Source organism: Pseudoselenomonas ruminantium (assembly GCF_900142515.1).
Taxonomy (GTDB): domain Bacteria; phylum Bacillota; class Negativicutes; order Selenomonadales; family Selenomonadaceae; genus Selenomonas_A; species Selenomonas_A ruminantium_D.
Genome location: NZ_FRBC01000021.1, coordinates 12,918 through 36,948 on the forward strand (window position 1 = coordinate 12,918; position 24,031 = coordinate 36,948).

Here is a 24,031-nt window from a genome sequence, read left to right on the forward strand (position 1 = left end):
ATATAGGTGGCAGCGCTCTTTTGTAATTTTTGCAGTTGCGAAAAGGAGTGGAATTTGCTACAATATATACCGTTACGACAAGTGTTAACCACAATATATAGAGGGGGCGTAAGGAAATACCGCAAATATAGTGGTATCCATAATTATGAATTTAAAAACTGTTACGAAGCGTTCCGGGCATACGGTGCCTTATAATCGCGAGAAAATCTATAATGCTATTGCTGGTGCCAATAATGATGGCGGCCACAAGATGACGGAAAAGGATATCGATGAAGTGACCAGCCAGGTGGAATGGGATATCCAGGACCGTGAAAACGTCAGCGTGGAGGATATCCAGGATATCGTAGAGCAGGAACTGATGAAATATGATTTCTACGATATTGCTAAGAAATACATCACGTATCGTCAGAAGCACGCTGAACGGCGTACGGCGCAGAAACATCTCATGTCTGCCTATAAGGACATCTTTTTTGCTGATGCCGTGGATGTAGATTCCAAGCGCGACAATGCCAATATCAATACGGACGCATCCATGGGCATCATGCTGAAGCTCGGTGCTGAAGGTGCCAAGCACTTTGTGGATAATTATGTTCTCACGGATGAATTCCGCGAGGCTGATAAGGAAAATTGGATTCATATCCATGATAAGGATTTTTCCCTGATCACCTTTAACTGCTGTCAGATCGATCTGCTGAAGTTGTTCCATGGTGGTTTTTCCACAGGACATGGCTTCCTGCGCGAGCCGAACTCAATCCGTTCGTATGCATCCCTCGCGGCGATTGCCATCCAGTCCAATCAGAATGATATGTTTGGCGGTCAGTCTATCAATGCCTTTGACTATGCTATGGCAGAAGGGGTGCGCAAGTCCTTCTGCAAGGCGGTTATTGCTGAAGCCCATAAGGCTTTGATGTATCAGTTCGATACCTATGATTTTGGCAGCGAAAAAGAATTCAAGACCTATTTCAAGCCTGCCATGAACTTTGCAGCTTGCAGCTATACGGAAAGCAAGGAAGATCCCAAGGCAGTGGAATCGATGGAGTCGATCAAGGCAGCATTGGATACGGTGCTTAATGAAACGTATCATTTGCCCAGCGATGAAGCAGAGCGATTGGCCCGCAATGTATATCGTATGGCCTGCGCAGATGTGGAGGAAGAGACGCATCAGGCTATGGAAGCTATGATTCATAACTTCAACACCCTGCACAGCCGTGCTGGTGCGCAGGTTCCGTTCAGTTCCTTGAACTATGGCATGGACACCAGCCCAGAGGGCAGACTGGCAACCAGAGAGGTACTCAACGCCATTTGGGCCGGCCTGGGCAATGGCGAGACGCCGATTTTCCCGATTTCTGTGTTCCAGCTGAAGGCTGGGGTCAACTATAATCCGGAAGATCCCAACTATGACCTTTTCCAGCAGGCATGCAAGACCAGTGCCAAGCGTTTGTTCCCGAACTTTGTCAATATCGATGCGCCTTATAATCTGCAGTATTACAAGCCCGGCGACTATAATTCCACGGTAGCGACTATGGGATGCCGTACCCGTGTCATGAGCAATGTCAATGGCCCGGAAGAATCCGGCAGCCGCGGTAACTTTGCCTTCACGACGCTGAATCTGCCTAAGCTGGCTTTGGAAGCCAAGGGCGATATGGATAAGTTCTGGCAGCTTTTCGATAAGTATATCGATATCAGCCACGATTATATTCTGGCTCGTCTGGCCGTCATTGAAGAGAAGCATGTCTACAATTATCCGTTCCTGATGGGACAGGGGGTTTGGATGGACAGCGAGAATTTGAAGGCGAATGACAGCATCAAGGATGTGCTGAAGCATGCTTCTTATTCCATCGGCTTCTGCGGCCTGGCAGAGTGCTTGAAGGCGCTGGTAGGCAAACATCATGGTGAAAGCGCTGAAGCACAGGAACTGGGGCTCAAGATCGTAGGTCATCTGCGCGAGCGTACCGATAAATATTCGGCAGATGAGCATATGAACTGGACATGCTTCGGTACGCCTGCAGAATCCACCGCTGGCCAGTTCCAGCGTTCCAACCGCAAGCAGTATGGTGTAATCGAAGGCGTGACGGATAGGGATTATATGACCAACAGCAGCCATGTGCCGGTTTACTATCCGATCAAAGCTATTGACAAGATCCGCATTGAGGCACCTTATCATGCGCTGGAAAATGCTGGTCATATTGCCTATATTGAAATGGATGGCGATCCCACGAAGAATGTCAAGGCATTCGAACGTCTGGTACGCGCTATGCACGATGCTGATATGGGATATTTCTCCATCAATCATCCTGTAGACCGCGACCCCGTCTGTGGCTATACAGGCCTGATTGAGAACGAATGCCCGCATTGTCATCGCAAAGAAGTGGAGAGCGGTCGTTTCACGATCAAGCGTATGAAATAAGATACAAAAAGTACATATCCTTACATAATAAGAGGTCTAATGCGAACTGTATGGGTTTGCATCAGACCTCTTTCTTACAGATATGGAATTATTGGCTAAGATTCGAGGGGAGCAGGCGAAACGCTTAGGAATGGAATGGTTTCCAAATAGATTTCAAACGTTCTGGGCCAGGGGAAGCTTAGGTCGATGGTCATATCTGTGATGGTCAGCGTGAAGTCACCCTGGTTGGTACGGATGATGGCAGGAGCACGGAAGGCTTGCGTTTGTTTGTAGGTTTGCAGGTGCTTGTTCATGCTCTGCTGGAGCATATGGTTAGCCCAGCGCCAGTTGTGTTCCAAATCCAGATCGGCAGTGTTGCGATAGCCAGCTTTTTTGATGGTGTGATTGATGGTGTCGATATCTTCTTTTAAATAGAAGTAATCCTCCAGAATGCGATTTTGGAGAAACTTTATATTGCTGGCGGCAATGCCCATGGCTTCGTTTGGGTCATAGGCATTTTTTTGTGCGCTGGTATAGAGACTGGCAGAAGCCGTGGCTGTACCGATGGCGTTGCTGGCCGTATTCCAGCCGGCATAGGCTGTCAGGCTGTTTAAGGGAGTCTTTTTGTCAATCAGCAAAGGCAGCAGCGTTTCCTGGGCTGTGAAGTGTTTGGACAAATCGACCAGTGCGACATGTTTTGCCTGGTCAAGATAGTTTTTTATTTCGTTCACGCTGGTATTGCGGGTGCATACGGTACCTTTTTCGTAGTCATTGGCAGAGAGGTAAAGGATGAAATCAGCATCGTCCGGAGAGAAGGCTTCCTGACCATGCAAAAGGGCAATCTTTTCCCGGGCGGTAGCAGCCATGTCAACCGCCATATAGGGCATGATGGTATTGGCCGTTTGCGGGTGATTATAGGCGATGTAGATTTGTGGCTGATATCCCAGTCGTTCATTTTGATAGGCGGCCAGCATGCTCAGCGCGATTTCATCAGCGCCGTGGGTAATCACGGCCTTTTCTTCGGGGAGACCTTCTTGTTGGATATATGCCCAGAGATGGGATTTTTCGATATTGGGGATGCTGTATTCTTCACCATCGTCTTGTCCCAGCACCAATTGGTTTAATACACCTTCTTTTACCAGTGCGATGAGCTGGCGGTTAAGAGCCTCGTTTTCAGCAAAATGCTGCAGATATTTCTGCATGCTTTCTGGGCTGATGGCTGCTTCCAGACGATGGAGTTCTTCGTCATCAATGGGAAGGCCGGCGGCTTGGCGGCCCTTCAGGCGTGAATAAGCCAATAGGTCTTTTTTCTCTTGATAGCCGTCAATGGTGTCCTGAGGTGTCTGGCGAGGAAGAATGCTGAAAGCCAGCAGGGGCTTATCTGGATTTTCCGCGTGCAGCTGCCGCAGAAAATTTATAAGTTCGTCCTGCTGGGCAGGCGTGGCCTCTTTTTCGCGGGCGGCCAAAAGGCCACCATAGAGCAGCTGGTCTATGGCGATGATGGCGGCTTCATGCTGGGGGAGATTCTGGGATAGCCATTGGCGCATGCCGGCAGTATCTCCAGGGGCAGAGTAATAATCCTGCAGTTCGGAAGGAGGCGTAATAACGTTGTACCCGGCAATGGTGCCTGCATCCATGACAAATTGTCTGCAGGGGGGGCGTCCGTCCAAGGGAATCAGCAGGATGTTCCGTGTGGGATTGTTGGGTTGGATTGCTGTGGCGGCAGGCTGGCTGGGATGGATTCCCAGATGCCATAGTATTGGCAATAAGCTCAGGCAAAGGAGCAACAGGATATATGTTCGTTTCAACGTTCAAGCCTCAATGCAGACAGAAAAACAGCAAGGGGAAAATGGCCAGCAGGAAGGCGGCTGTGGTGATGACGAACGAGGACACACAAAGGTCGACGTTCAGTTTGTAGAGTTTGCAGGCTAGTACAGCATTGATAGCCGTGGGGCAGAAGGTCAGGATCATCAACGTACCGCGCAGCAGGGAATCGCTGACGAGAAAATAGGTAATGGCGTTGAAGATCAGCGGTGTAATGACAAAACGCAGCAAGGTCAAAGTCTGGATATTCTTGGCGTAGCGGCGTACCTGCCGGAAATCAATCAGGAAGCCCACGGGCAGCATGGCAATCCAGGCGCCGATATGGACAAGGCTTTGGAAGATTTCTCCCAGTACAGGCGGACGCTGAATGCCATTGGCGTTGAGGATCAGGCCGGTGGCCATGCCCAGCAGGCTCAGCTGATTGATGGAGAAGAACATTTCCCGGAAATTATGGCTGGCGCTGGATTTCCTGAGGGAAGCGCTGTGCTTCAGATAAAAATACTGAGCCATGGGGAAGACCACAATGCAGAGCAGGATATTCTGTGTCGTGCCGATAAGCTGGGCGTAGGCGTAGCCTTGCTCGTTATAGAGGATAAAAGCACAGACGCCGCCCAGGGTACCCAGATTGGCCAGCATAGCACTGGCGATAAAGGCACCACGATCGAGCAGGTTTTCCATACGGTTGGCAAAGAATAACCAGCCAATGGCTCCCGGCAGGAGAACCAGAGCTGCACCGAACAGTGGTACCAGCAGCAGGTTCCAGGATAAGGGTAAGACCCAGAAACTTAAAAGCGACAGAGTGGTGTAGACACAGATGACATTGAAGCGGATGACTTTGTTGATGATATTATCCGATACCCAATGCCGATGATGCATGAAGTAACCCACCACCAAAGGGCAAATCAAGTCAGTCAGCACATAGAGAATACGCAGGGAAGCACCGTCCAAAATTTTCACTCCTTCATGTAAATAGGAAATATTATACTTATCCTAACATTTTTCGTGTATGGTGTAAACAAAACATTGCCTGGTCCTGACCGATAGTGTTATAATAGCCAAGACACGAGAAAGGAGTTTGTGATGGAACATTTTTCAACATTCTTTTTGGATTTTATCGCATCTTGGGGATATGTGGCAGTGGCTATTCTGATGGCTGCGGAGAACGCCTGCATTCCTATTCCCAGTGAATTGATCCTGGGGTTTGCTGGTTATCTGATCTTTGCTGACCAGATGACTTTTACAGGCGCGCTGATTGCCGGTATGGTGGGCGGCATGGCTGGGTCTATATTCGCCTATGCTGTCGGACATTATGGCGGGCGTACCTTCGTGGATAAATATGGGCATTATTTTTTCGTGAAAAAATCACATGTGGATATCGCCCAGAACTGGTTTGATAAATATGGCCTTAAAGCTGTGTTCTTCAGCCGCATGCTGCCGGTGGTGCGCACCTTTATTTCCCTGCCGGCTGGTTTTGCCCATGTGGATATGAAGAAATTCCTGACCCTGACCTTTTTAGGTTCTCTTCCCTGGACGGCACTGATTCTTTTTGCCGGGATGATGCTGGGCAAGAGCTGGGAAATCATGCTGGCTGTTGGACATCAGGCAAGCCTGATTTTTGTCGGTGTGTGTGCCGTGGTCATTGCCATCATGTATCTGCGTTATCGTAAACGCAAGCAGCAGAAACAGGTTTTTGAATAAGCCTTCCTCCTTCCTCTGGTATAGGGGAAGGCTTTTTTTATAAGTAAAACAAAAAAGAAGCCGCAATACGGCTCCTTGAATTTTCATATGGCAGGGGTAGCTGGACTCGAACCAACGCATGCGGGATTCAGAGACCCGTGCCTTACCAACTTGGCGATACCCCTGTGTGACGTCTGTCAACGAATATAGATTATACGGGTATTTTTACTGTTTGTCAATAGTTTTTTTGAAATTTATTTTAAACTGGCTGCCTGAGGGAGGTGAGGGTATTTTCTCAGGCCAGTTTTGGCGGTCTTCTGCTGCATGGTACGGAAGCTGCGTGCCTGGTCGTAGAGAAGGAAGGCAGAGAGCAGTACGGCGGCCAGGTCGGCAGCAGGCACAGCCAGCCAGACACCGCTGAAGCCGATAAGCTGGGGCAACAGCAGCAGGAAGATCACAATCCCTGCCAGATTTCGGGCAAAGGAGGCAATAGCCGAGGTCTTGCCATCGGAAATGGCGGTGAAGAACCCGGATGTAAAGAGATTGAAGCCTGACAACAGGAAACTGAAGCCAAAGAGCAGGAACCCATTGACCGTGATGTCGTAAGCGGAACCGCCTTCAGGCAGGAACAGATGGATCAGAGGTTCGGCCAGGATGCGGGACCCCGCAAAGGCGGTCAGTGAGAAGCCGGCAATACTCAAAAGGGCCAGTTTCATCAGCCGCAGGAGTTCCGGATAATTCTTTGCGCCAAACTGATAGGAGAAGATAGGGGCAACGCCGTTGCTGAAGCCAACCAGTACCGAGGTCAGCAGCATTTCTGCATAGAGGATGACGGAGATAGCGGCTACGCCGTCTTCGCCGGCCCAGGAGAAGGTGATGATGTTGAAGAGAAATGTGGTGAGCCCTATGGAAAGTTCTGTGACAAGTTCCGAAGAGCCGTTATACATGGCCTGGCTCAGAGCGCGCCATTCCAGTTGGGGAGCCTTGAAACGAATCAGGCGGCTGCGGCAGCTGAAGTAATGGAGGCCGATGAGAACAGCAGCGGTTTCGCCAAGGCCTGTACCTAAGGCAGCACCGGCAATGCCCATGTTAAGCTGGGCCATGAAGAGATAATCCAGTAAAGCATTCAACAATCCTGAGACCACGGAGACCAGAAAGCCCTGAATGGGACGTCCGTCGGCGATGAAGAGAGCGTTGAAGATCATCATCATGGCAGCTGCGGGGAAGAAGGGGAGCAGGGTGACGATATAGTCCACGCATTCCGTGTAGAGAGCGGGACTGGCCCCCAAAAAGGACAGCATCGGTTCCATGAAGAGCCAGAGAGAGAAGGCCAGGAGGGTGCTCAAAATCGCCCCGTTGATGGTGATCAGGGTAAAGCGTCTACTGGCAAGCTCGCGATTACCCTCGCCTAAGGTCTTGGCAACCAGTGCCGAACCACCTGCGGCGAGCATAATGGCCAGCCCCAATACGAGATTGAAGGCCGGGTAGACGATGTTGGATGCAGCCAATGCGTCACTGCCAATGTAGCGGCCAATCAAGATGCCATCGGTGACGGTGTAAAGGGAAATCACAATCATCATGCCGATGGAAGGTGCCGCAAACTTCAGCAGTGACCATATACTGTGGTGATAGGCTAAGGGATTATGTGTTCGTTTTGACATAAAAATGTTCCTTTCTGTGAAAATAATCTTCTTGCAACCAAAGGTTTTCTCATGTATATTAAGCATAAAGGATACAGTAACTGTAATGTCAAGGGGGATTTTTCATGGCACGGCATATGACCTTTCATATCGGTGAATTCGCTCGTATGACAGGTGTGAATAAGCGCACATTGCACTATTATGACAGTGAAGGCATCTTTCAGCCGGATTCTGTAGAACCTAACGGCTATCGTGCCTATTCGTCCCGGCAATTTTATCCATTCTATATGATCCGGATGTTCCGGGATATGGGGTTGGATCTGGCTGAAATCAAGGAGTATATGGAAGGCCGGACGCCGGAGAAGTTCGGTGCGCTGCTGGCCGGTCAGGAAGAATGGCTGGATCAGGAAATGGCGAAATTGAAGCGCATGAAGCAGATTGTGATCAATCAGCGCAGGAATCTTCAAAAAGCCAGGCATGTCCAATTGGATACTGTAGAGGAAGTGGAGCTGCCTGAGCAGCGTCTGGTGGTATCGGAAAAGCTGCGACAGTTATACTTGAAAGAGGATTGGGAAGGCGTAGAGCAAAAATTCGCTGCGCATATGCGGGATGTTATGGAAGGTGAAATACTCACCGGCTATACCTTTGGGGCAATGGTGGCACAGGAAGATTTTATGCGTCCGGGGTTTGAACAGGTAGTGAGCTGCTTTTATGTGCCCACGGATAAAGCCTGGCGGAATTTACCCAAAGGGCAGCGGCGCTTGCGGCCGGCTGGCCGTTTTGCTGTGACATATTTTGGTGGAGACTATATGGATACCACAGCTGCTTATCAAAGGTTAAGAAACTATATGGCAGAACATGATCTGATTCCGGCAGGAGTTTCTTATGAGGAAAGTTTGCTGGAGGATATGAGCACCAGCAATGTTCAGGAGTTTATTACACGTATTGCTGTGCCCGTGCAAGGGAAAATTTAGTGGTTAAATAGTTCACTATTTTTGCAAAGTATGCTAAAATAGTAATGTTTCTTTAGGGAGTGAATTTTTATGCGTATAATTACCGGTTCGGCCCGCGGATGCCGCCTGAAAACGCCCAAAGGGGCAGAGGTTACCCGTCCTACGGCAGACAGGGTGAAAGAATCCTTGTTCAATATTCTGGGAAATATGGTTGTGGGCCGCAAGGTTCTGGATATTTTCGCAGGTACCGGCAATTTGGGGCTGGAGGCACTCTCCCGGGGGGCGCAGTCCGCGGTCTTTGTGGATAAAGCCACGGCAAAATTGATTGAGGAAAATCTCCGGCTGACCAGGCTGGCAGAAAAAGCCAGGGTATGCAGTTGTGATGTGTTTGCGGAACTTGCCAGGCAAGGGGCGGGTTCGGCGGAGTTTTCCTTGATATTCTGTGACCCTCCTTATCATAAAGGCTTATGGCAGCAGGCTCTGCGACAGATCGATCAATCAGAGGGACTGCTGGCAGAAAATGGTATCCTGGTGGTAGAGCATGGGGCTGATGAAAATGATGTCCCTGAGCTGAAACGGCTGCTTCTGGTGCATAATCGTCGTTATGGCCATACCACGCAGATCAGTTTTTTCCAGTGGCGTTCCTATGTGGACGCAGAAGAGGAGGACGCATGAGGCGGGCAGTGTGCTCGGGAAGTTTTGATCCGGTGACGCTAGGTCATGTGGATATTTTTGAGCGGGCAAGCCGCATGTTTGATGAGCTGATCATCTGCGTATTCCGGAATGAAGCCAAGCGGGGCTTTTTCCCCGTGGAACAACGGGTGGAGCTTATCCGGGAGGCTGTGAAGCATCTGCCTAATGTGCAGGTGACATCTTTTTCCAGCCTGATTACCGATTTTATGATTCAGCATGATGCCAAGGTTATTGTACGAGGCGTGCGCTCGGTGAAGGATCTGGAATACGAAGAGAACGAAGCCTATATGATAAGGCATTTACAATCTGATATCGATACCGTGTTTTTGCTGACGCGGCCAGACCTTTCCTATGTAAGTTCTTCAGGGGTGCGGGAGGTCTTTCACTTTGGCGGCAGTGTGCATGGTTTGGTGCCTGAGTGTGTGGAGCAGGCGATGATGAATTGGCAAACAGATGGGGAAGAAAGGAAGTAACAGTATGTCAGTACGCGAGACTTTGGATAAAATCGAGAATATGGTTGTGGGAGCTTCAAGGCTTCCCTTTACGGAAAAGACGCTTATCAATGATAATGAGCTGGTGCATTATGTAGAGGAACTGCGCAATGATCTGCCCAAAGAGCTGAATAAGGCTGATGAGATCATGCGTACGCGTGAGAAGATCATCAAAGAAGCGGAAGAGGAAGCTGAGGACATCAAGCGCAAGGCTAAGGAGTATGCCGAGCGTATCACTGACGAACAGGAAGTCGTAAGGGAGGCCAGAGAAAAGGCACGGGCGATTGTTCAGCAGGCACAGGACCAGGAAAAGGAAATCATGGAACGCACGCAGGCTAATGCAACCCAGTTGCAGAGCAATGCTGATGCTTATGCGAATCAGGTGTTTGATCAGCTTATCAGCCATGTCAATGGCACTTTCCAGGGGGTACGTCAGGCAGAGGCTGGTCTGCAGCAGGCACTCAATGTACTGCAGCAGGCCAAGGCGCAGATGAATCAGCAGGCTGCTCGTCAGCAGCAACAGGGACAGCAGTTCCTGCCGACTCAGGGTGAATGATGCTTTTTATGACAACTCGATAATTGATATTTATGAAAGAGACTTTTTTATAGTCTCTTTTTTATTTTGCAGGAATAATAATAGGGATGGAGAATAACAGAAAGAGAACTATTCCAAATGAAGTGTATTGAGTAAAGGAGGTTTTATGACGTGGACAAAAGACAATCAGAAGCAGATGCGGTGAAGGCGGCAGAAGAGGCCTTTGACCGCAGGCGGCGTACGATTGGATTATTTGGTGCGCCTGTTTTGGCGGTATTGGTGTTTTTGACACCAATTGCCGGGCTGACTGTAGCAGCTCACAAATTACTGGCTATTATGGTACTGGTTGCTCTTTGGTGGATCACGGAGCCGGTACCTATACCTGTTACTTCGCTTTTGGGGCCGACGTTAGCGGTTATTACAGGCGTAGTACCGGTGGGGACAGCATTTGCGGCCTTTGCCAACTCCATGATTTTCCTGTTCATGGGTGGTTTCATTCTGGCCAAGGCTATGATGACACATGGTCTGGACAAGCGGTTCGCCTATTGGCTGCTGTCACGGGACTGGGTGGGGTCCAATCCCAAACGGATTTTCCTGGCAGTTGGTCTGGCCGCAGCACTTTGTTCCGGATGGGTCAGCAACACGGCCACGGCAGCAATGATGTTCCCAATTTGCCTAGGGTTGTTGACCTCTATCAAGGAAATGTTTGCGGCCAATGGGCGGGAAATCCATCTCCATGAGTATAAATACGCTACCGGTCTGATGCTGATGACGGCGTATTCCTGCTCTATCGGTGGTGTCCTGACGCCTATTGGCACGCCGCCGAACCTTATCATGCTGGGCTTTTTGGATACCATGTGCGATATCCATGTTTCGTTTTTCCAGTGGATGACCTGGGGCCTTATTGCCATGGTAGTTTATTTTTGCATTGCTTATGTGGTTCTTTCGCATATGTTTCCTGCAGATGTGGAACGCATCGAAGGGGCGGATGTTTTCATCAAGACGAAGAGGGCAGAACTGGGCAGCTGGACCCGCGCCCAGAAGAATACACTCTGTGCGTTTATCGTGGCAGTGACCTTATGGGTATTGCCGGGCTTTATGTCTATTGCCTTTGGCAGTACAGATCCTATGCTGAAAATGTATAATCATCTGTTCCCTGAGGCTATTGCAGCTATGACAGGTGCGTTGCTGTTATTTATCATGCCAGTGGATTTCAAGGAACGTCAGTTTACCCTGAAGTGGTCGGATGCCATGCAGGGGATCGAGTGGGGGACGCTGATCCTTTTCGGTGGCGGCCTGGCTATGGGCGGCATGATGTATAAGACGGGCTTGTCTCAGTGGGTGGGCGACCTGATTGTCAGCTCTATGGGCGGTTCGCCTTCGGAGGTGGCTATGGTGGCCATTTTCTCAGTGATGGCATTGCTGCTCTCCGAGCTGACCAGTCATACGGCGGCTACCAATATGATTGGTCCTTTGGCCATTACGGCGGCGATTTCAGCAGGTATCAGTCCGATTCCTGTGTCAGTCGGTATTGCCCTGTCCGCATCTTTGGGCTTCATGTTGCCAGTATCTACGCCGCCTAATGCTATCGTTTATGCATCTGGTTATATTCCTATTACCAAGATGATCAAGACTGGCGTCTATATCGATTTTATCGGCATTGCCTGTGTGACGATTCCGTTAGCGATTTACTTTGTGAACTGGATTACGGGGATGTGAGGGGGATTCGTAAATGCAAAATCAAACGCTTACCGAAAGCCTGGCCGCTTTCGATCCGGAAATATATGGTCTGCTGCGGGAAGAAATCCAAAAGCAGCGTTTTACACTGTCGCTTCTGCCTACTTCAAATGCAGTCTCGCCGTTCAGTGCTTATCTCAAGGGGAGTATTTTCGGCAATGGTCACCTCGATCATCATGTGGTACGGAGCCATATGCAGTTGGAAGAGATTGCGGAGAAGCGGGCGGCAAGGCTGTTTGGTGCAGACCATGCTATCGTGAGGATTTCAGATATTGCGGCAGCCTCCCGGGTGGTGTTTCAGGCACTGGTTAAGGCAGGGGATACGATCCTTTCGTTCAATCGCCGTAAATCTGAACATTGCATCGGTGAGCATCTGCGGTATGATTTTGTTTCGTTCAGCATTGAGCCGAAAACTGAGCAGATCGATCTGGCACGGGTGGAACAGCTGGCCAAGGCGCGCAATCCCCGGCTGATCATCTATTCACCGGTGAATTATCCCTTGCACTTGGATTATAAAAAGCTAGGGGAAATCGCTCAGGAAGTGGGCGCTTATCTATGGGTGGACATTGGGCAGAATGCAGGAGCTGTGGCTGCGGGCTGTGCGCCGTCTCCGGTTCCCTATGCTGATGTGGTGACATTCCCTACGGGGGATTCTCTTCATGGCCCGCAGAGTGCAGTCATCCTGACGCGTGAAGGATTAGCTGAAAAGATGGATAAGGCTATGTTGAACACAGGGCATTCAATGGTGAAGAAGAATGTGCTGGCGGCATTGGCGACTACGTTCCTGGAAGCGGGCAGCGATGCATTCCAGGCGTATTGCAGGCAAGTGCTCAAGAATGCGAAAGCCTTGGAAAAAGGGTTGCAGGATGCAGGAATGCAGACCTTGTGCGGTGCAACAGAAAATCATCTGGTCTTGGCAAGATTGCCGGAAGAGCAGGATCTGGGCAAGATAACAGACATGCTTCGTGATACTGGTTTTTTGGTGAAGGGAGATTGCCTGCTGACCGCTGATGAGGTACAGACTTTCCCCTGCCTGCGGTTGTCGGCTTTAGATCCGACCACACGGGCATTGAAGGAAACTTCCCTGCAAACGATAGGGCGGCTGCTGGGAGAACTTATCCTGTCTGGAGGAGAACCTGCTGTCCGGAATAAGGCAAGGGGACAGATTCGCGCCATCCTTATGGACAAGCCGCTGTTCTCCGATGAGTGGCTGCCCCAAAACATCAAACTTACACCCGGCTACGGGAAAAAAGACCTGAATATTGCGCAAGAAGTGGAAGCTGAAAAGCAGGAGGCACAGGCAGAACGCATGTGGAGTTTCTGGGATAATTGATGCTTGTGACAGTAAGTCTGTGGGCTTTCCATGGAATGACAGGGAAACCATGTTATCATGCAAGAGCTTTTACAAATAGATGATAACATGGTAACATAGGAAAGCGAGGTGAATGAATATGCTTTATAGTTTGGAAAATGACAGATTATGTGTGCAAGTGCGCAGTTATGGCGCGGAGCTGCGTTCTATCAAAGAACGTGCGGACGAGACCGAGTATATTTGGGACGGCAATCCGCAGTGGTGGAAGTATAGCTCTCCGGTGCTCTTCCCGATTGTCGGCAAGTTGCAGGATGGGAAATATCGTGTGGACGGTCAGGAATATGAACTGCCGGGCCATGGCTTTGGACGCATTTCGGAATATGAGTTGGTGAAGCGGGAAGCCGATTATATCGAATTTGCCCTGAAATGGTCGGAGGATACGCTGAAGGTCTATCCTTGGAAGTTCCAGCTGAATGTAGCTTATGCGTTGAAGGATAATGAGGTGGAAGTCATCTGGAAGGTGCAGAACCTCGATGATCAGGAAATGGTCTATTCCATCGGTGCGCATACGGCATTCCGCTGCCCGTTGGTGCCTGGGGAAGAATTCGGTGACTGTTATCTGACCTTCAATCAGGCTGAGGATAATGTCAATATGCCGCTGAACAGCAAGGGACAGTTCCTGAAGACACCGGGGACGGCACACCTGCAGGGGCAGCAGCTGGAGTTGGATTACGAGATGTTTGCTGGCGATGCTCTGGCTTATAAAGGCCTGAAGTCTGATGTGGTGACAATCTGTTCCCATAAGAGTGAGAAGAAGGTCTCCATGGTGGCTAAGGACTTCCCCTTCTGGGGATTCTGGACGCCGGCGCAGGGCGGCGCACCGTTCCTGTGCCTCGAACCGTGGCAGGGTCATGCGGATTATGAAGGCTACACGGGGAATTTCAAGGACCGTGAAGGCAGCCTGACACTGGCCGCAGGGGAAGAACAGAGCTTCCATTACACGATAAAGATTGGCTGATATAACAATGCCCCCGCAGGGATTATCCAAATCCTTGCGGGGGCATTGTCTATGGTTATGATTATGCGAGGTACATGCTTTCGCTGATGGTGTTGGCGAGCTCTTCCTCGTTCATGTCTTTCGTATCTTTCGGTGCAGCTTCATAGGCATCCATGCGTTTCTTGATGAACTGGGTGTCGATGTTGCCAGTTCGGAAGTACGTGTCCTTGAGAATCTTCTTGTGCAGGGAAACGGTGGTCTTGACACCGTCGATGCGGAATTCCTTGAGGGCGCGTTCCATGATCTTGATGGCGTCACCACGGGTGCGGCCATGGACGATGATCTTGGCAATCATGGAATCGTAGTACGGCTCGATGGAGAGACCTGCCGTCACGCCGGAATCGAAACGGACGCGGGGGCCGCTGGGTTCATGCAGGAAGGAAATCTGTCCCGGGCAGGGCATGAAGTTGTTTTCCGGATCTTCGGCGTTGATGCGGCATTCAATGGCATGGCCGGTGAAATTCACATCATCCTGCGTGATTTCCAGTGCCTCGCCAGCAGCGATGCGAATCTGGGTGCGTACGAGGTCGATACCCGTAACGGCTTCGGTGATACCATGTTCAACCTGAATGCGGGGATTGATTTCCATGAAGTAGAATTCGTTGTTGGAAAGGTCCAGCAGGAATTCTACCGTACCGATGTTGGAGTAATGGACGCTCTTGGCGGCCTTGACAGCCAGACGGCCTACGCGGTTGCGCATATCCTGCGTGAGCGCGATGGAGGGGGATTCCTCCAGCAGTTTCTGGTTGCGGCGCTGCAGGGAGCATTCACGCTCGCCAAGGTGCAGGACTTCACCGTAGTTATCGGCCACAATCTGCACTTCGATATGGCGGGAGCGTTCGATATAATGTTCGAAGTAGTATTTCGTCTTGGTGATATCCACCAGCAGGTTCAGGATGTTCTTGAGGTCATTTTCATCATGAGCCACGCACATGCCCTTGCCGCCGCCACCGGATACCGGTTTCAGGATGACGGGATAACCGACCTCAGCGGCAACTCGGATGGCTTCTTCGTTGCTGGTCAGAGGATCGCTGCCCTTGGCCATGGGGATACCGGACGGTGCGATGGATGCGCGGGCGATATCCTTATCGCCTACGAGACGGATGGTTTCCGGCATGGGCCCAATCCAGGTGATACCAGCTTCCGTAACCTGTTCGGCAAAGTCTGCATCTTCGGAGAGGAAGCCGTAGCCGGGATGGATGGCATCCGCATGGGTTTCGCGGGCAGCTTTCAGGATAGCATCTTTATTGAGATAGCTCTCCAGAGCATCTGCCGGGCCGACATTGACCGCGATATCCGCCAGGCGGACATGCAGGGCATTGGCATCCGCTTCGGAATATACCGCTACGGTTTCGATGTCCAGCTCCTGGCAGGCACGGATGATGCGGACGGCAATTTCGCCGCGGTTAGCAATGAGAATGCGTTTAAACATAGGATTACCTCCTAAAACTTTACAAATTAATTAATATTATTAACAATTGTTGTATCAAGTTGTACATCAACAGGTGTTATAACCAGCTACTAAAACAACTATGGTATGAATTGTAGCACAATTTTTTTGGCTGGTCAATGATAAAGTGAAGGTATAGAAGTTATTCCTTAAAAGAATAATGAATGTTGTATACAAGAAATTTTCATATTTTTGTTGTATAGTGTGGTAATATAGTTAAAGTGGGAGGAAGTGAAGATATGACCGATATTGTAGCGGAGAAATTGAAATTGTTGCCGGATAAGCCCGGCGTCTATATCATGAAGAATGCCGAAGGGCGGATCATCTATGTGGGCAAGGCTATTGTGCTTAAGAACCGGGTGCGGCAGTATTTCCAATCCGGTAAGAACCATAGCCCCAAGGTCAGGGCGATGGTGAGTCATATTGCAGACTTTGAGATCATCATGACGGCTTCGGAAGTGGAGGCGCTGATCTTAGAATGCAATCTCATCAAGAAACATCGTCCCCGCTATAATATCAGCCTCAAGGATGACAAGAGTTATCCTTATGTGAAGGTGACTGTGCAGGAGGATTTCCCGCGGGTGTTCATTACCCGTCGGATATTGAAAGATGGTGCCCGCTATTTTGGCCCCTATACCAATGCCACGGCGGTGCATGAGAGCCTGAAGCTCCTACGGCGCTTGTTCCCTTTGCGCACCTGCAAGCATTTGCAGGAACGGCCCTGCCTGGAGTATCATATCAAAAGATGCTTGGCCCCCTGTGCTGGCAAGGTAGAAAGGGCAGATTATGATGCCATGATCAAGGCGGTGTTGCTCTTTCTCGAGGGACGCACGGAAGATGTGGAAAAGGAATTGCAAATCCGCATGGAGCAGGCGGCGGAGAGCTTCAATTTTGAAGTGGCGGCTCGGCTGCGGGATCAGCTGTTGGCTGTGCGCAAGGTGGCAGAAAAGCAGAATATCGTCACAGGTTCCGGCGATCAGGATGCCATCGGCATTGCCCGCTCGGAAATCGGCGTGGTGGTGCAAGTATTCATGATTCGCGCGGGCAAGATGATTGGCCGGGAGCACTTCCTGCTGCAGGGCAGTGAGGATGAAAGTGATGGAAAGCTTCTGGCGGCCTTCCTGCAGCAGTATTACCATCGAGCAACCTTTATCCCGCGGGAAATCCTGCTGCCCTTGGCAATCCCGCAGGGAGAGCAGGAACTCCTGGAAAAATGGCTGTCGGAGAAAAAACAGAAGGCCAAAGTCCAGCTTATCCTGCCTCAGCGGGGCACGAAAAAGGATATCGTGGATATGGCTGTAGGAAATGCGGAGAAATATCTGCATGATGAAGCGGCCCGTATCAAGCAGGCCAATGACCAGACCTTAGGGGCTGTGGAAGAATTGGGGCGTTGTCTGGGGTTGGCCAAAATGCCGGATCGCATGGAATGTTTCGATATCTCCCATAATCAGGGCAGTGAGACGGTGGCCTCCATGGTGGTCTTTGAAGGCGGCCTGCCGAAGAAGTCGGATTATCGGCGCTTCAAGATACAGAGTACCGAAGGCAAGCCGGATGATTTTCTGTCCATGCGGGAGGTTACAACCAGGCGTTATGTGGATCTGCCGGAGGAGGAACTGCCGGATCTCATCATTATCGATGGCGGCAAGGGACAGTTATCTTCGGCACTGGAAATCATCCGCAATGTGGCGGGGCATAAAAAGGTGCCGGTGGTAGGGCTGGCCAAGCAGTTTGAGTTGGTGTTCACCGAGGGCAATCCGGAACCTGTGGTCCTGCCACGGCATAGCCAGGCTTTGTATTTGATTCAGCGGATCCGCGACGAAGCTCATCGTTTTGCCATCACTTATCACCGGAAACTGCGGGGCAAGCGAAATCTGGTGTCAGTGCTTGACCATATCGTGGGTATCGGGCCGAAACGGCGGCAGGCGCTTTGGAGCCACTTTGGCAGTATCAATAAGATAAAGGCCGCTTCGTTGGAGGAACTGCAACAGGCAGCGGGGATGAACAAACCTGCTGCAGAGGCGGTGTTCAATTTCTTTGCGGCGCAGAAGGAATTGCGTGGCAAGTAGAGTCAGGATAGATTGAGAGGAAATTAATGAAGACGATTGATTTACATGTGCATTCTCTGGTATCCGATGGCAGTTTTACGCCCAGGGAACTGGCTGTTCATGCCAAGGAGCAGGGGCTTTCCGCCTTTGCCCTGACCGACCATGATGTGATTGCGGGAACGGAAGAAGCTGCCGCGGCTGCACAGGAAGTGGGTGTGGAATTCATCAATGGCATGGAGCTGACCGCAGATTTCAAAGGACATAAGATTCATGTGGTGTGTCTGGGCTTTGATGCGAAACATGCTGCCTTCCAAACCGTATACAAGAAGGTGCGGGCTATCAAGGAGGGCCGCATTGAGGATATCATCGAATTCGTGCGACGCAAAGGTGTCGATATCAGCTGGGAGAAAGTGGAAAAATTTGCCTATCAGGGGCTGATGGACCGCTATGCTATCATGCGCTATCTGGTATCCTTGCAGATGTATGACCGGGCGCAGCCTCTTTGGGATAATTACCTCGATCCGGCAGCGGTGGAACTGGGGCTTAATTTCAGCATCACAGCAGAAGAAGCCCTGCCGCTTATCCATAAGGCGGGCGGCGTGACGTCGCTGGCGCATTTCCATAAGAATATCGGCCTGGGAAATCTCGACAGCCGCCAGCAGCAGGAGCAGGCTATCTTGGAACTGCATCAGCTGGGGCTGGATGGCATGGAGCGGTATTATCCCAATTACACGGCTGAAGATGAAGCGTTTGCGGCACAGATGATCCAAAAGTATGATCTGCTGTCGACTGGCGGAACGGATTTCCACGGGTCGAACCGGCCCCAGATCGAGATGGGGACGGGGATTGATGGGAATATGGAAATACCTTATTCATTTTTTGAAGAAATCAAGACTCGGCTGGAGAAGTAAAATATTTTTCTTATTGGCAGGATTTGCCCTGAATAAGCTAGAACTACTCAACAAGCAATGCATTGTGTGTACTTTTCTTTGGTGCAAAGAAAAGTACCAAATACCCTGACGGGTGCAGGCGAAATTGCGGACTGAAATCCCATCCGGGGATTTATGTTCGCGGGCGCCCTTCCTTGGGCGCCAGGATTGCATGGTCTTTTTTAGGAGGGCTGGCGTATGAAAAAATGGGTTTGTACGGTTTGTGGCTGGATTTATGATGAGGAGACCGGGGACAGTGAGTATGATCTGGCTCCAGGCGTGGCTTTTGCGGATCTGCCAGAGGATTTTGTCTGCCCGCTGTGCGGAGTAGGCAAGGATATGTTTGAAGAACAATAGGATATCTGAAAAGACAGGAACAGTTATATTGACCAATCAAAAACAGGGGATGCGAAATAACGCAGGCCCTGTTTTTGGTATAGCCATTTGCAGGAACGATATTCATATTGATGGAGCGCAGCTTGTTTGGAATGAAAAGGAGGCAATGGTAATGAAGCCCGTGCGCAATGTTTACGTTTGTTTGCAAGCATGTTTTTTCGTTGTGTGCTTGCTGGTGATGGGGGCAAGCTATGGTGATGCCCGGTCCCTGTACAGGCAGCCGGTTATCCTGGACACGGATATTGGCAATTCGACCGATGATCTGTATGCCATGGATTTGCTTTATAAGATGGCTCGTCGTGGCGAGGTCGACATAAAGGGCATAGTGGTGGATCGGCAGGGGGATGGTTTTGCCGATCTGGCAGATATCATGAATACCTATTATGGGTTCCCGGACATTCCTATCGGTGTGGAACGGCAGGGTGTGGTCAATAGTACCATCCATATCGATTACCGCATGCTGGATGATTTGAAAAATGCTGATGGCAGCAAGATGTTTGCCCGTACGGACACGAATCTGCAGGATAATTTAGATGGATATAAGCTGTATCGCAAATTGCTGGCTGAGTCCAAAGACCATTCTGTTAAGATCATTGGCATTGGCTTTGTGTCCAGTCTGGTGCAATTGTTGGAATCGGGGCCGGATGAATACTCGGATCTGCCGGGCAGAGAACTGGTAAGACGCAAGGTGGATTCCTTTTATTTTATGGCTACCAAGCTGGGGAAAAACGCAGATCCTGGCTATAATCTGCGCTTCGATATTCCCTTGTCCAGGCGTTTTCTGACTGAGTGGCCCTGGGAGGTAAAGGTATATCTTTCCCCAAGTCCTGTGGGAGGGGCAATCGAATATCCAGTGGAAATGGTAATGCAGGATTTGGCCAATGAGGAGAAGCATCCTATATTGCAGGTCTATCGCAACAAGGATTGCAATACAGGGCAAAAAATGTGGGATTTTCTCTGTGTGGTAAATGCCGTAAAGCCGGAAGTCTTTGCCTATTCTCCGACGGGCTTTGTGTCCTTGGATGAAGCTGGGCAGATCTGCTTTACCAAAGATAAGCAGGGAAATTACGTCTATCAGCTGGCGGGGAATAAAAAGTGGAATGACAAGATGCTGGCATTTTTAAGATTTTATGGTAAGTAAATTTTCTTGTTAGCAGGTCATAAGACTATTAGACAAATTTATGATAAGATAAAAAATAATAAAAATATTTGCCGCTTTTTATTGCTTTTTTTGTCCGACTTTGTTATAATTATCACGTAATGAATCATAAGTTTGATTCATAGTTCCTGGCATTCCGAAAGCGGTTTCCATTATGGTATTTTGGTTTCGGGTAATCGCTTTCTAATTTTAAGGAGGCTTTTGATTATGAAGGTAACAGTTGTTGGTGCAGGTAACGTAGGCGCTACCGTAGCAAATGTGCTGGCAGTGAAGAATTTCTGCAGCGAAGTCATGCTCGTGGACATCAAGAAGGGGTTTGCTGAAGGCAAGGCCATGGACATCATGCAGACGGCACATCTCCTGAACTTTGACACCACGGTAACGGGCGTTACGGCCGAAATCGGTGACGAGAACGGCTATGCACCGACGGAAGGTTCCGATGTTGTGGTTGTTACTTCCGGTATGCCCCGCAAACCGGGTATGACCCGCGAAGAACTCATCGGCGTAAATGCAAAGATTGTCAAAGGTGTTGTTGACCAGGCGCTGAAGTATTCTCCCAACGCTATCTTCATCATCATCTCCAACCCGATGGACGCTATGACGTTCCTGACGCTGAAAGATTCCAAGCTGCCCCGCAACCGTGTTCTCGGTCAGGGCGGTATGCTCGACAGCAGCCGTTTCCGTTATTTCCTGTCCAAGGCTCTGCAGGAAGCTGGCTATCCGGCAACCCCGACCGACATCGATGGCACGGTTATCGGCGGCCACAGCGACAAGACGATGGTTCCGCTCACGAGCCTGGCTACCTATCGCGGTATCCCCGTTTCCCAGCTTCTCTCCAAAGAACAGCTTGATGATGCCGTTGCTCAGACGAAAGTGGGCGGCGCAACGCTGACGGGCCTCCTGGGCACTTCCGCTTGGTACGCTCCGGGCGCAGCAGCTGCTGCCATGGTTGAGGCTATTGCTCTCGATGCCAAGAAACTCATGCCTTGCTGCGTATACCTCGATGGCGAATACGGCGAGAAAGATCTCTGCATCGGCGTACCCGTTATCCTGGGCAAAGATGGCATGGAAAAGATTGTGGAGTACAAACTGGAAGGCGACGAAAAAGCTAAGTTTGATGAAAGCGTAGCTGCTGCTCGCAACACGAACTCCAAACTCGGCGATGCCCTGAAGTAAGCAATTGATAAGAGGTTCAAAGATTTTTCTTTGAACCTCTTTTATTTTTGCAGACTATTAAGTTTTGTTCTAATTGATACGATATATCAAATAAGAAAGGCGATTTAGGGCAAAGGGGGTGTCTGCTATGTTAGAACGAATTGAGCGCGTTGCCCGTATCAAAGGGGTGGAAGGCCGTGCCTTTGAGCGTAAGGAAGGATATAGTGAAGATAAGAGGAATAAACAATCGTTCAAGAATGCCCTGAACAATGAACTGGATAAAGAGGCCCGGCTGGCAAATGAGGCAGGTATCGATGCTCCTGGTGCTTATAAGCTGGAGTTATCCACGCATCCTACACAGTCATTGTTTTATAAGGAATACATTGATTTCAGGGAATTGGAAAACAGGATCAATCCTGTAGAGTGAATAGGGAAGGGTATGGACTGATGCGAGACAACTTTATAGGTGTTCTTATAGGAAAAAAACTCTCCTTGTGCTAGAATAATGCTAAGGAGAGTTTTTGCTTTGAGGTGTGTAATGTACAAAGACGATATTTATTATATGCAGGAGGCTTTGAAGGAAGCGCAGGCAGCTTATGACTTGGAGGAAGTGCCTATTGGTGCAGTATTGGTGGACAATGTTACGGGAGAAATCGTGACACGTGGACACAATATGCGGGAGATCTGGCATGATGCTACCGCACATGCTGAGCTTATCGCTATACAAAACGCCTGTAAGGATTTAGGCCGTTGGAGGCTTTCGGGATTGACGCTTTATGTTACAATAGAGCCCTGCCCGATGTGTGCCGGAGCCATTGTCAACAGCCGGGTGGACCGGGTAGTCTACGGCAGCACCGATAGCCGGGCTGGTGCCTGTGAGTCGGTTTTCAACATTCCGGGCAATGAGCGCTTGAACCATCGACCGGAAATCACGGCTGGTGTCCTGCAGAACGAATGTGCAGGCATCATGAAGCGCTTTTTCAAGGAACGCCGGGAGAAGAAAAAACGGGAAAAACAGCAGGCAAAAGAAGCGGAGGCGTGACCATGCGGATCATCATTACGGATTCTTATGAAAAGATGGGGCTGGAGGCGGCCAACATTGTGGCAGGGCAAGTCTATCTGAAACCTAACAGCGTTTTGGGGCTGGCCACGGGCAGTACGCCGGTTTCCATGTACCAGCGTCTGGCAGCAGTGCATAAAAACGTGGGGCTGGATTTTTCGGAAGTGACCACGTTCAATCTCGATGAATATATTGGCATGAGTCCGGATAATCCCCAGAGTTATCATTATTTCATGCAGGAAAATTTCTTCCGCCATATAAACATCCGTCCGGAGAACGTTTATCTGCCTAATGGTATGGCTGAGGATATGGTGGAAGAAGGCCAGCGCTATGAAAAACTGATTGAGTCCAAAGGTGGCATAGACCTGCAGGTCCTGGGGATCGGTCAGAATGCTCATATCGGTTTCAACGAGCCGGATGTGAAATTCGCGGCGACCACCCACAAAGTACAGCTGGATGAAGAGACCATCCAGGCCAATTCCCGTTTCTTCAAAAGTGCAGAAGAGGTCCCACGTTATGCCATAAGCATGGGCATCAAGACAATCATGATGGCGGAACACGTCATTCTGCTGGCCAATGGCCGCAATAAAGCGGAAGCCGTATACAAAGCTGTCTGTGGCGATGTGACGCCGGAGGCGCCAGCTTCAATCCTGCAGTTGCACAGAGATGTGGCTGTCATTGTGGATACCGAAGCGGCGGGGCTGTTGCCTAAGGCAATCCGTGGCATCAATATAACCTATAAATGAATCAAATGTCCCAATGCAGCATATCCGGATTGGGAGTAGCTTTATCGACTTCGGTCAGTATCCATGAAGCATTGTCATGGTCGGCAGCAAAAGCCTTTTCCAGACCAGCCTGGTATTTTTCGGGGATTTCCATGGCATGGATGGCCATATGCATATAATCCTTGGCCACCAGCGTTACGCCCCGCGCTGCAGCCAGCTGTGCCTTGAAGCGGTAGCCGTAATAGAGATAGCTGTTATGTTCAATGGGGATATCCTTATAGGCTTCGATGCGTTCATCCACTTCTTTTTCGGCATCGGCAGTCATGCCCATCTTGTGCATGATATTCCAGCGATCTGCCCAAAGTTCGCCACGCAGGATATATTTGTAGAGGAAATCCGTTCCTTCACCAGCTTCGATGGCCTGATTGATATGGTTCAGTGCTTCGTCATATTTTTCCTGTTCCTTTTCCAGGGCACTGAGTTTCTGCAGGGCAAAGACATATTCTTCGACTTCTTCGCTGTTATCCTCATCATAGTCTGCTTCGACGACGCTATGGAAAAGTTCGCTGGCTTCGTCCTTCTTGTCGATCTCATCCATGGCCAGGAAATGAGCCAGCCGGGCTCTGGCCCGCCAGCTGTCCATGCCGCCATTGAAGAGGCTTTCGGGGGGCTTGGCTTTGGAGTCCATTACCACATGGACTAATTTATGGAATTCGTTTTGTGTCATGAAAAAATCCTCCTTATACTTGACTTTTTTCATTATAGCCTAAAATAAGCAGGTAAGACAAGATTTAAAGTCAAAAAGTC

22 protein-coding genes and 1 tRNA gene are annotated in these 24,031 nt (G+C 49.9%); 17 read left to right on the forward strand and 6 right to left on the reverse strand.

Annotated features, from left to right (window positions below):
* Nucleotides 1-145: 145 nt before the first annotated feature.
* A complete protein-coding gene (locus tag BUB68_RS10550; RefSeq protein ID WP_073091081.1) occupies nt 146-2,407 on the forward strand; it encodes an anaerobic ribonucleoside triphosphate reductase in 2,262 nt (753 codons plus the stop codon).
* A gap of 95 nt (nt 2,408-2,502) precedes the next feature.
* Here BUB68_RS10550 and BUB68_RS10555 read toward each other — a convergent pair whose 3' ends face one another.
* Together BUB68_RS10555 and BUB68_RS10560 are read right to left on the reverse strand one after the other, a co-directional pair.
* Nucleotides 2,503-4,194 (reverse strand): DUF4127 family protein, encoded by a 1,692-nt coding sequence (locus BUB68_RS10555; RefSeq protein WP_073091083.1) that lies wholly within the window; start codon nt 4,192-4,194, stop codon nt 2,503-2,505.
* 10 nt (nt 4,195-4,204) lie between these two features.
* Entirely contained in the window at nt 4,205-5,158 is a 954-nt protein-coding gene (locus tag BUB68_RS10560) for an AEC family transporter (RefSeq protein ID WP_073091086.1), read from the reverse strand.
* Between the two features lie 132 nt (nt 5,159-5,290).
* Between BUB68_RS10560 and BUB68_RS10565 the strand changes: the two genes are divergently transcribed.
* Complete coding sequence (locus tag BUB68_RS10565; RefSeq protein ID WP_073091088.1) at nt 5,291-5,908, forward strand: DedA family protein; 618 nt, start codon at nt 5,291-5,293, stop codon at nt 5,906-5,908.
* Nucleotides 5,909-5,996: 88 nt separating this feature from the next.
* Here the strand turns inward: BUB68_RS10565 and BUB68_RS10570 are convergent.
* Together BUB68_RS10570 and BUB68_RS10575 are read right to left on the reverse strand one after the other, a co-directional pair.
* A tRNA-Gln gene (locus tag BUB68_RS10570) sits at nt 5,997-6,072 on the reverse strand.
* 69 nt (nt 6,073-6,141) lie between these two features.
* Nucleotides 6,142-7,548, reverse strand: a complete 1,407-nt coding sequence (locus BUB68_RS10575) for an MATE family efflux transporter (RefSeq protein ID WP_073091090.1) — start codon at nt 7,546-7,548, stop codon at nt 6,142-6,144.
* 104 nt (nt 7,549-7,652) lie between these two features.
* Between BUB68_RS10575 and BUB68_RS10580 the strand changes: the two genes are divergently transcribed.
* The 7 genes from BUB68_RS10580 to BUB68_RS10610 all read left to right on the forward strand — a co-directional run bounded on the left by BUB68_RS10580 (nt 7,653) and on the right by BUB68_RS10610 (nt 14,266).
* Nucleotides 7,653-8,501, forward strand: a complete 849-nt coding sequence (locus BUB68_RS10580) for a MerR family transcriptional regulator (protein WP_073091092.1) — start codon at nt 7,653-7,655, stop codon at nt 8,499-8,501.
* Nucleotides 8,502-8,570: 69 nt separating this feature from the next.
* Nucleotides 8,571-9,155: a 16S rRNA (guanine(966)-N(2))-methyltransferase RsmD gene (rsmD, locus tag BUB68_RS10585; RefSeq protein ID WP_073091095.1), complete on the forward strand. Its 585-nt coding sequence runs from the start codon at nt 8,571-8,573 to the stop codon at nt 9,153-9,155.
* The gene (gene coaD, locus BUB68_RS10590; protein ID WP_073091098.1) at nt 9,152-9,646 is read left to right on the forward strand and encodes a pantetheine-phosphate adenylyltransferase; all 495 of its coding nucleotides are present in this window, start codon (nt 9,152-9,154) and stop codon (nt 9,644-9,646) included. Before rsmD ends, coaD begins: the two co-directional genes overlap by 4 nt.
* Before the next feature lie 4 nt (nt 9,647-9,650).
* Nucleotides 9,651-10,220 carry an ATPase gene (locus BUB68_RS10595; RefSeq protein WP_073091100.1) on the forward strand — a complete coding sequence of 190 codons (570 nt, stop codon included), beginning with the start codon at nt 9,651-9,653 and terminating at the stop codon, nt 10,218-10,220.
* A 150-nt stretch (nt 10,221-10,370) separates the two neighbouring features.
* Nucleotides 10,371-11,918, forward strand: a complete 1,548-nt coding sequence (locus BUB68_RS10600) for an SLC13 family permease (RefSeq protein WP_073091103.1) — start codon at nt 10,371-10,373, stop codon at nt 11,916-11,918.
* A gap of 13 nt (nt 11,919-11,931) precedes the next feature.
* On the forward strand, nt 11,932-13,269 hold the full coding sequence (locus tag BUB68_RS10605; RefSeq protein WP_073091106.1) for a PLP-dependent aminotransferase family protein: 1,338 nt from the start codon (nt 11,932-11,934) through the stop codon (nt 13,267-13,269).
* 118 nt (nt 13,270-13,387) lie between these two features.
* Nucleotides 13,388-14,266 carry an aldose 1-epimerase family protein gene (locus tag BUB68_RS10610; RefSeq protein ID WP_073091223.1) on the forward strand — a complete coding sequence of 293 codons (879 nt, stop codon included), beginning with the start codon at nt 13,388-13,390 and terminating at the stop codon, nt 14,264-14,266.
* Between the two features lie 61 nt (nt 14,267-14,327).
* On the opposite strand, the gene BUB68_RS10615 is transcribed toward BUB68_RS10610, so the two are convergent.
* Nucleotides 14,328-15,737, reverse strand: coding sequence for an acetyl-CoA carboxylase biotin carboxylase subunit (locus BUB68_RS10615; RefSeq protein WP_073091108.1), 1,410 nt, complete (start codon nt 15,735-15,737; stop codon nt 14,328-14,330).
* Nucleotides 15,738-15,994: 257 nt separating this feature from the next.
* Here BUB68_RS10615 and uvrC point away from each other — a divergent pair, with 257 nt between their 5' ends.
* The 8 genes from uvrC to nagB all read left to right on the forward strand — a co-directional run bounded on the left by uvrC (nt 15,995) and on the right by nagB (nt 23,245).
* Nucleotides 15,995-17,821, forward strand: a complete 1,827-nt coding sequence (gene uvrC / locus BUB68_RS10620; RefSeq protein WP_073091110.1) for an excinuclease ABC subunit UvrC — start codon at nt 15,995-15,997, stop codon at nt 17,819-17,821.
* A gap of 26 nt (nt 17,822-17,847) precedes the next feature.
* Nucleotides 17,848-18,711: a PHP domain-containing protein gene (locus BUB68_RS10625; protein WP_073091113.1), complete on the forward strand. Its 864-nt coding sequence runs from the start codon at nt 17,848-17,850 to the stop codon at nt 18,709-18,711.
* Nucleotides 18,712-18,927: 216 nt separating this feature from the next.
* Nucleotides 18,928-19,086: a rubredoxin gene (locus tag BUB68_RS10630; RefSeq protein ID WP_073091115.1), complete on the forward strand. Its 159-nt coding sequence runs from the start codon at nt 18,928-18,930 to the stop codon at nt 19,084-19,086.
* 151 nt (nt 19,087-19,237) lie between these two features.
* Nucleotides 19,238-20,266 carry a nucleoside hydrolase gene (locus tag BUB68_RS10635; protein WP_073091118.1) on the forward strand — a complete coding sequence of 343 codons (1,029 nt, stop codon included), beginning with the start codon at nt 19,238-19,240 and terminating at the stop codon, nt 20,264-20,266.
* Nucleotides 20,267-20,491: 225 nt separating this feature from the next.
* Nucleotides 20,492-21,460 (forward strand): malate dehydrogenase, encoded by a 969-nt coding sequence (locus BUB68_RS10640; RefSeq protein WP_073091120.1) that lies wholly within the window; start codon nt 20,492-20,494, stop codon nt 21,458-21,460.
* 127 nt (nt 21,461-21,587) lie between these two features.
* A complete protein-coding gene (locus BUB68_RS10645; RefSeq protein WP_073091123.1) occupies nt 21,588-21,866 on the forward strand; it encodes a hypothetical protein in 279 nt (92 codons plus the stop codon).
* 111 nt (nt 21,867-21,977) lie between these two features.
* Complete coding sequence (gene tadA, locus BUB68_RS10650) at nt 21,978-22,481, forward strand: tRNA adenosine(34) deaminase TadA (RefSeq protein ID WP_073091125.1); 504 nt, start codon at nt 21,978-21,980, stop codon at nt 22,479-22,481.
* 2 nt (nt 22,482-22,483) lie between these two features.
* Nucleotides 22,484-23,245 carry a glucosamine-6-phosphate deaminase gene (gene nagB, locus BUB68_RS10655; protein ID WP_073091128.1) on the forward strand — a complete coding sequence of 254 codons (762 nt, stop codon included), beginning with the start codon at nt 22,484-22,486 and terminating at the stop codon, nt 23,243-23,245.
* A gap of 1 nt (nt 23,246) precedes the next feature.
* On the opposite strand, the gene BUB68_RS10660 is transcribed toward nagB, so the two are convergent.
* Nucleotides 23,247-23,951, reverse strand: coding sequence for a hypothetical protein (locus BUB68_RS10660; protein WP_073091131.1), 705 nt, complete (start codon nt 23,949-23,951; stop codon nt 23,247-23,249).
* Nucleotides 23,952-24,031 lie beyond the last annotated feature (80 nt).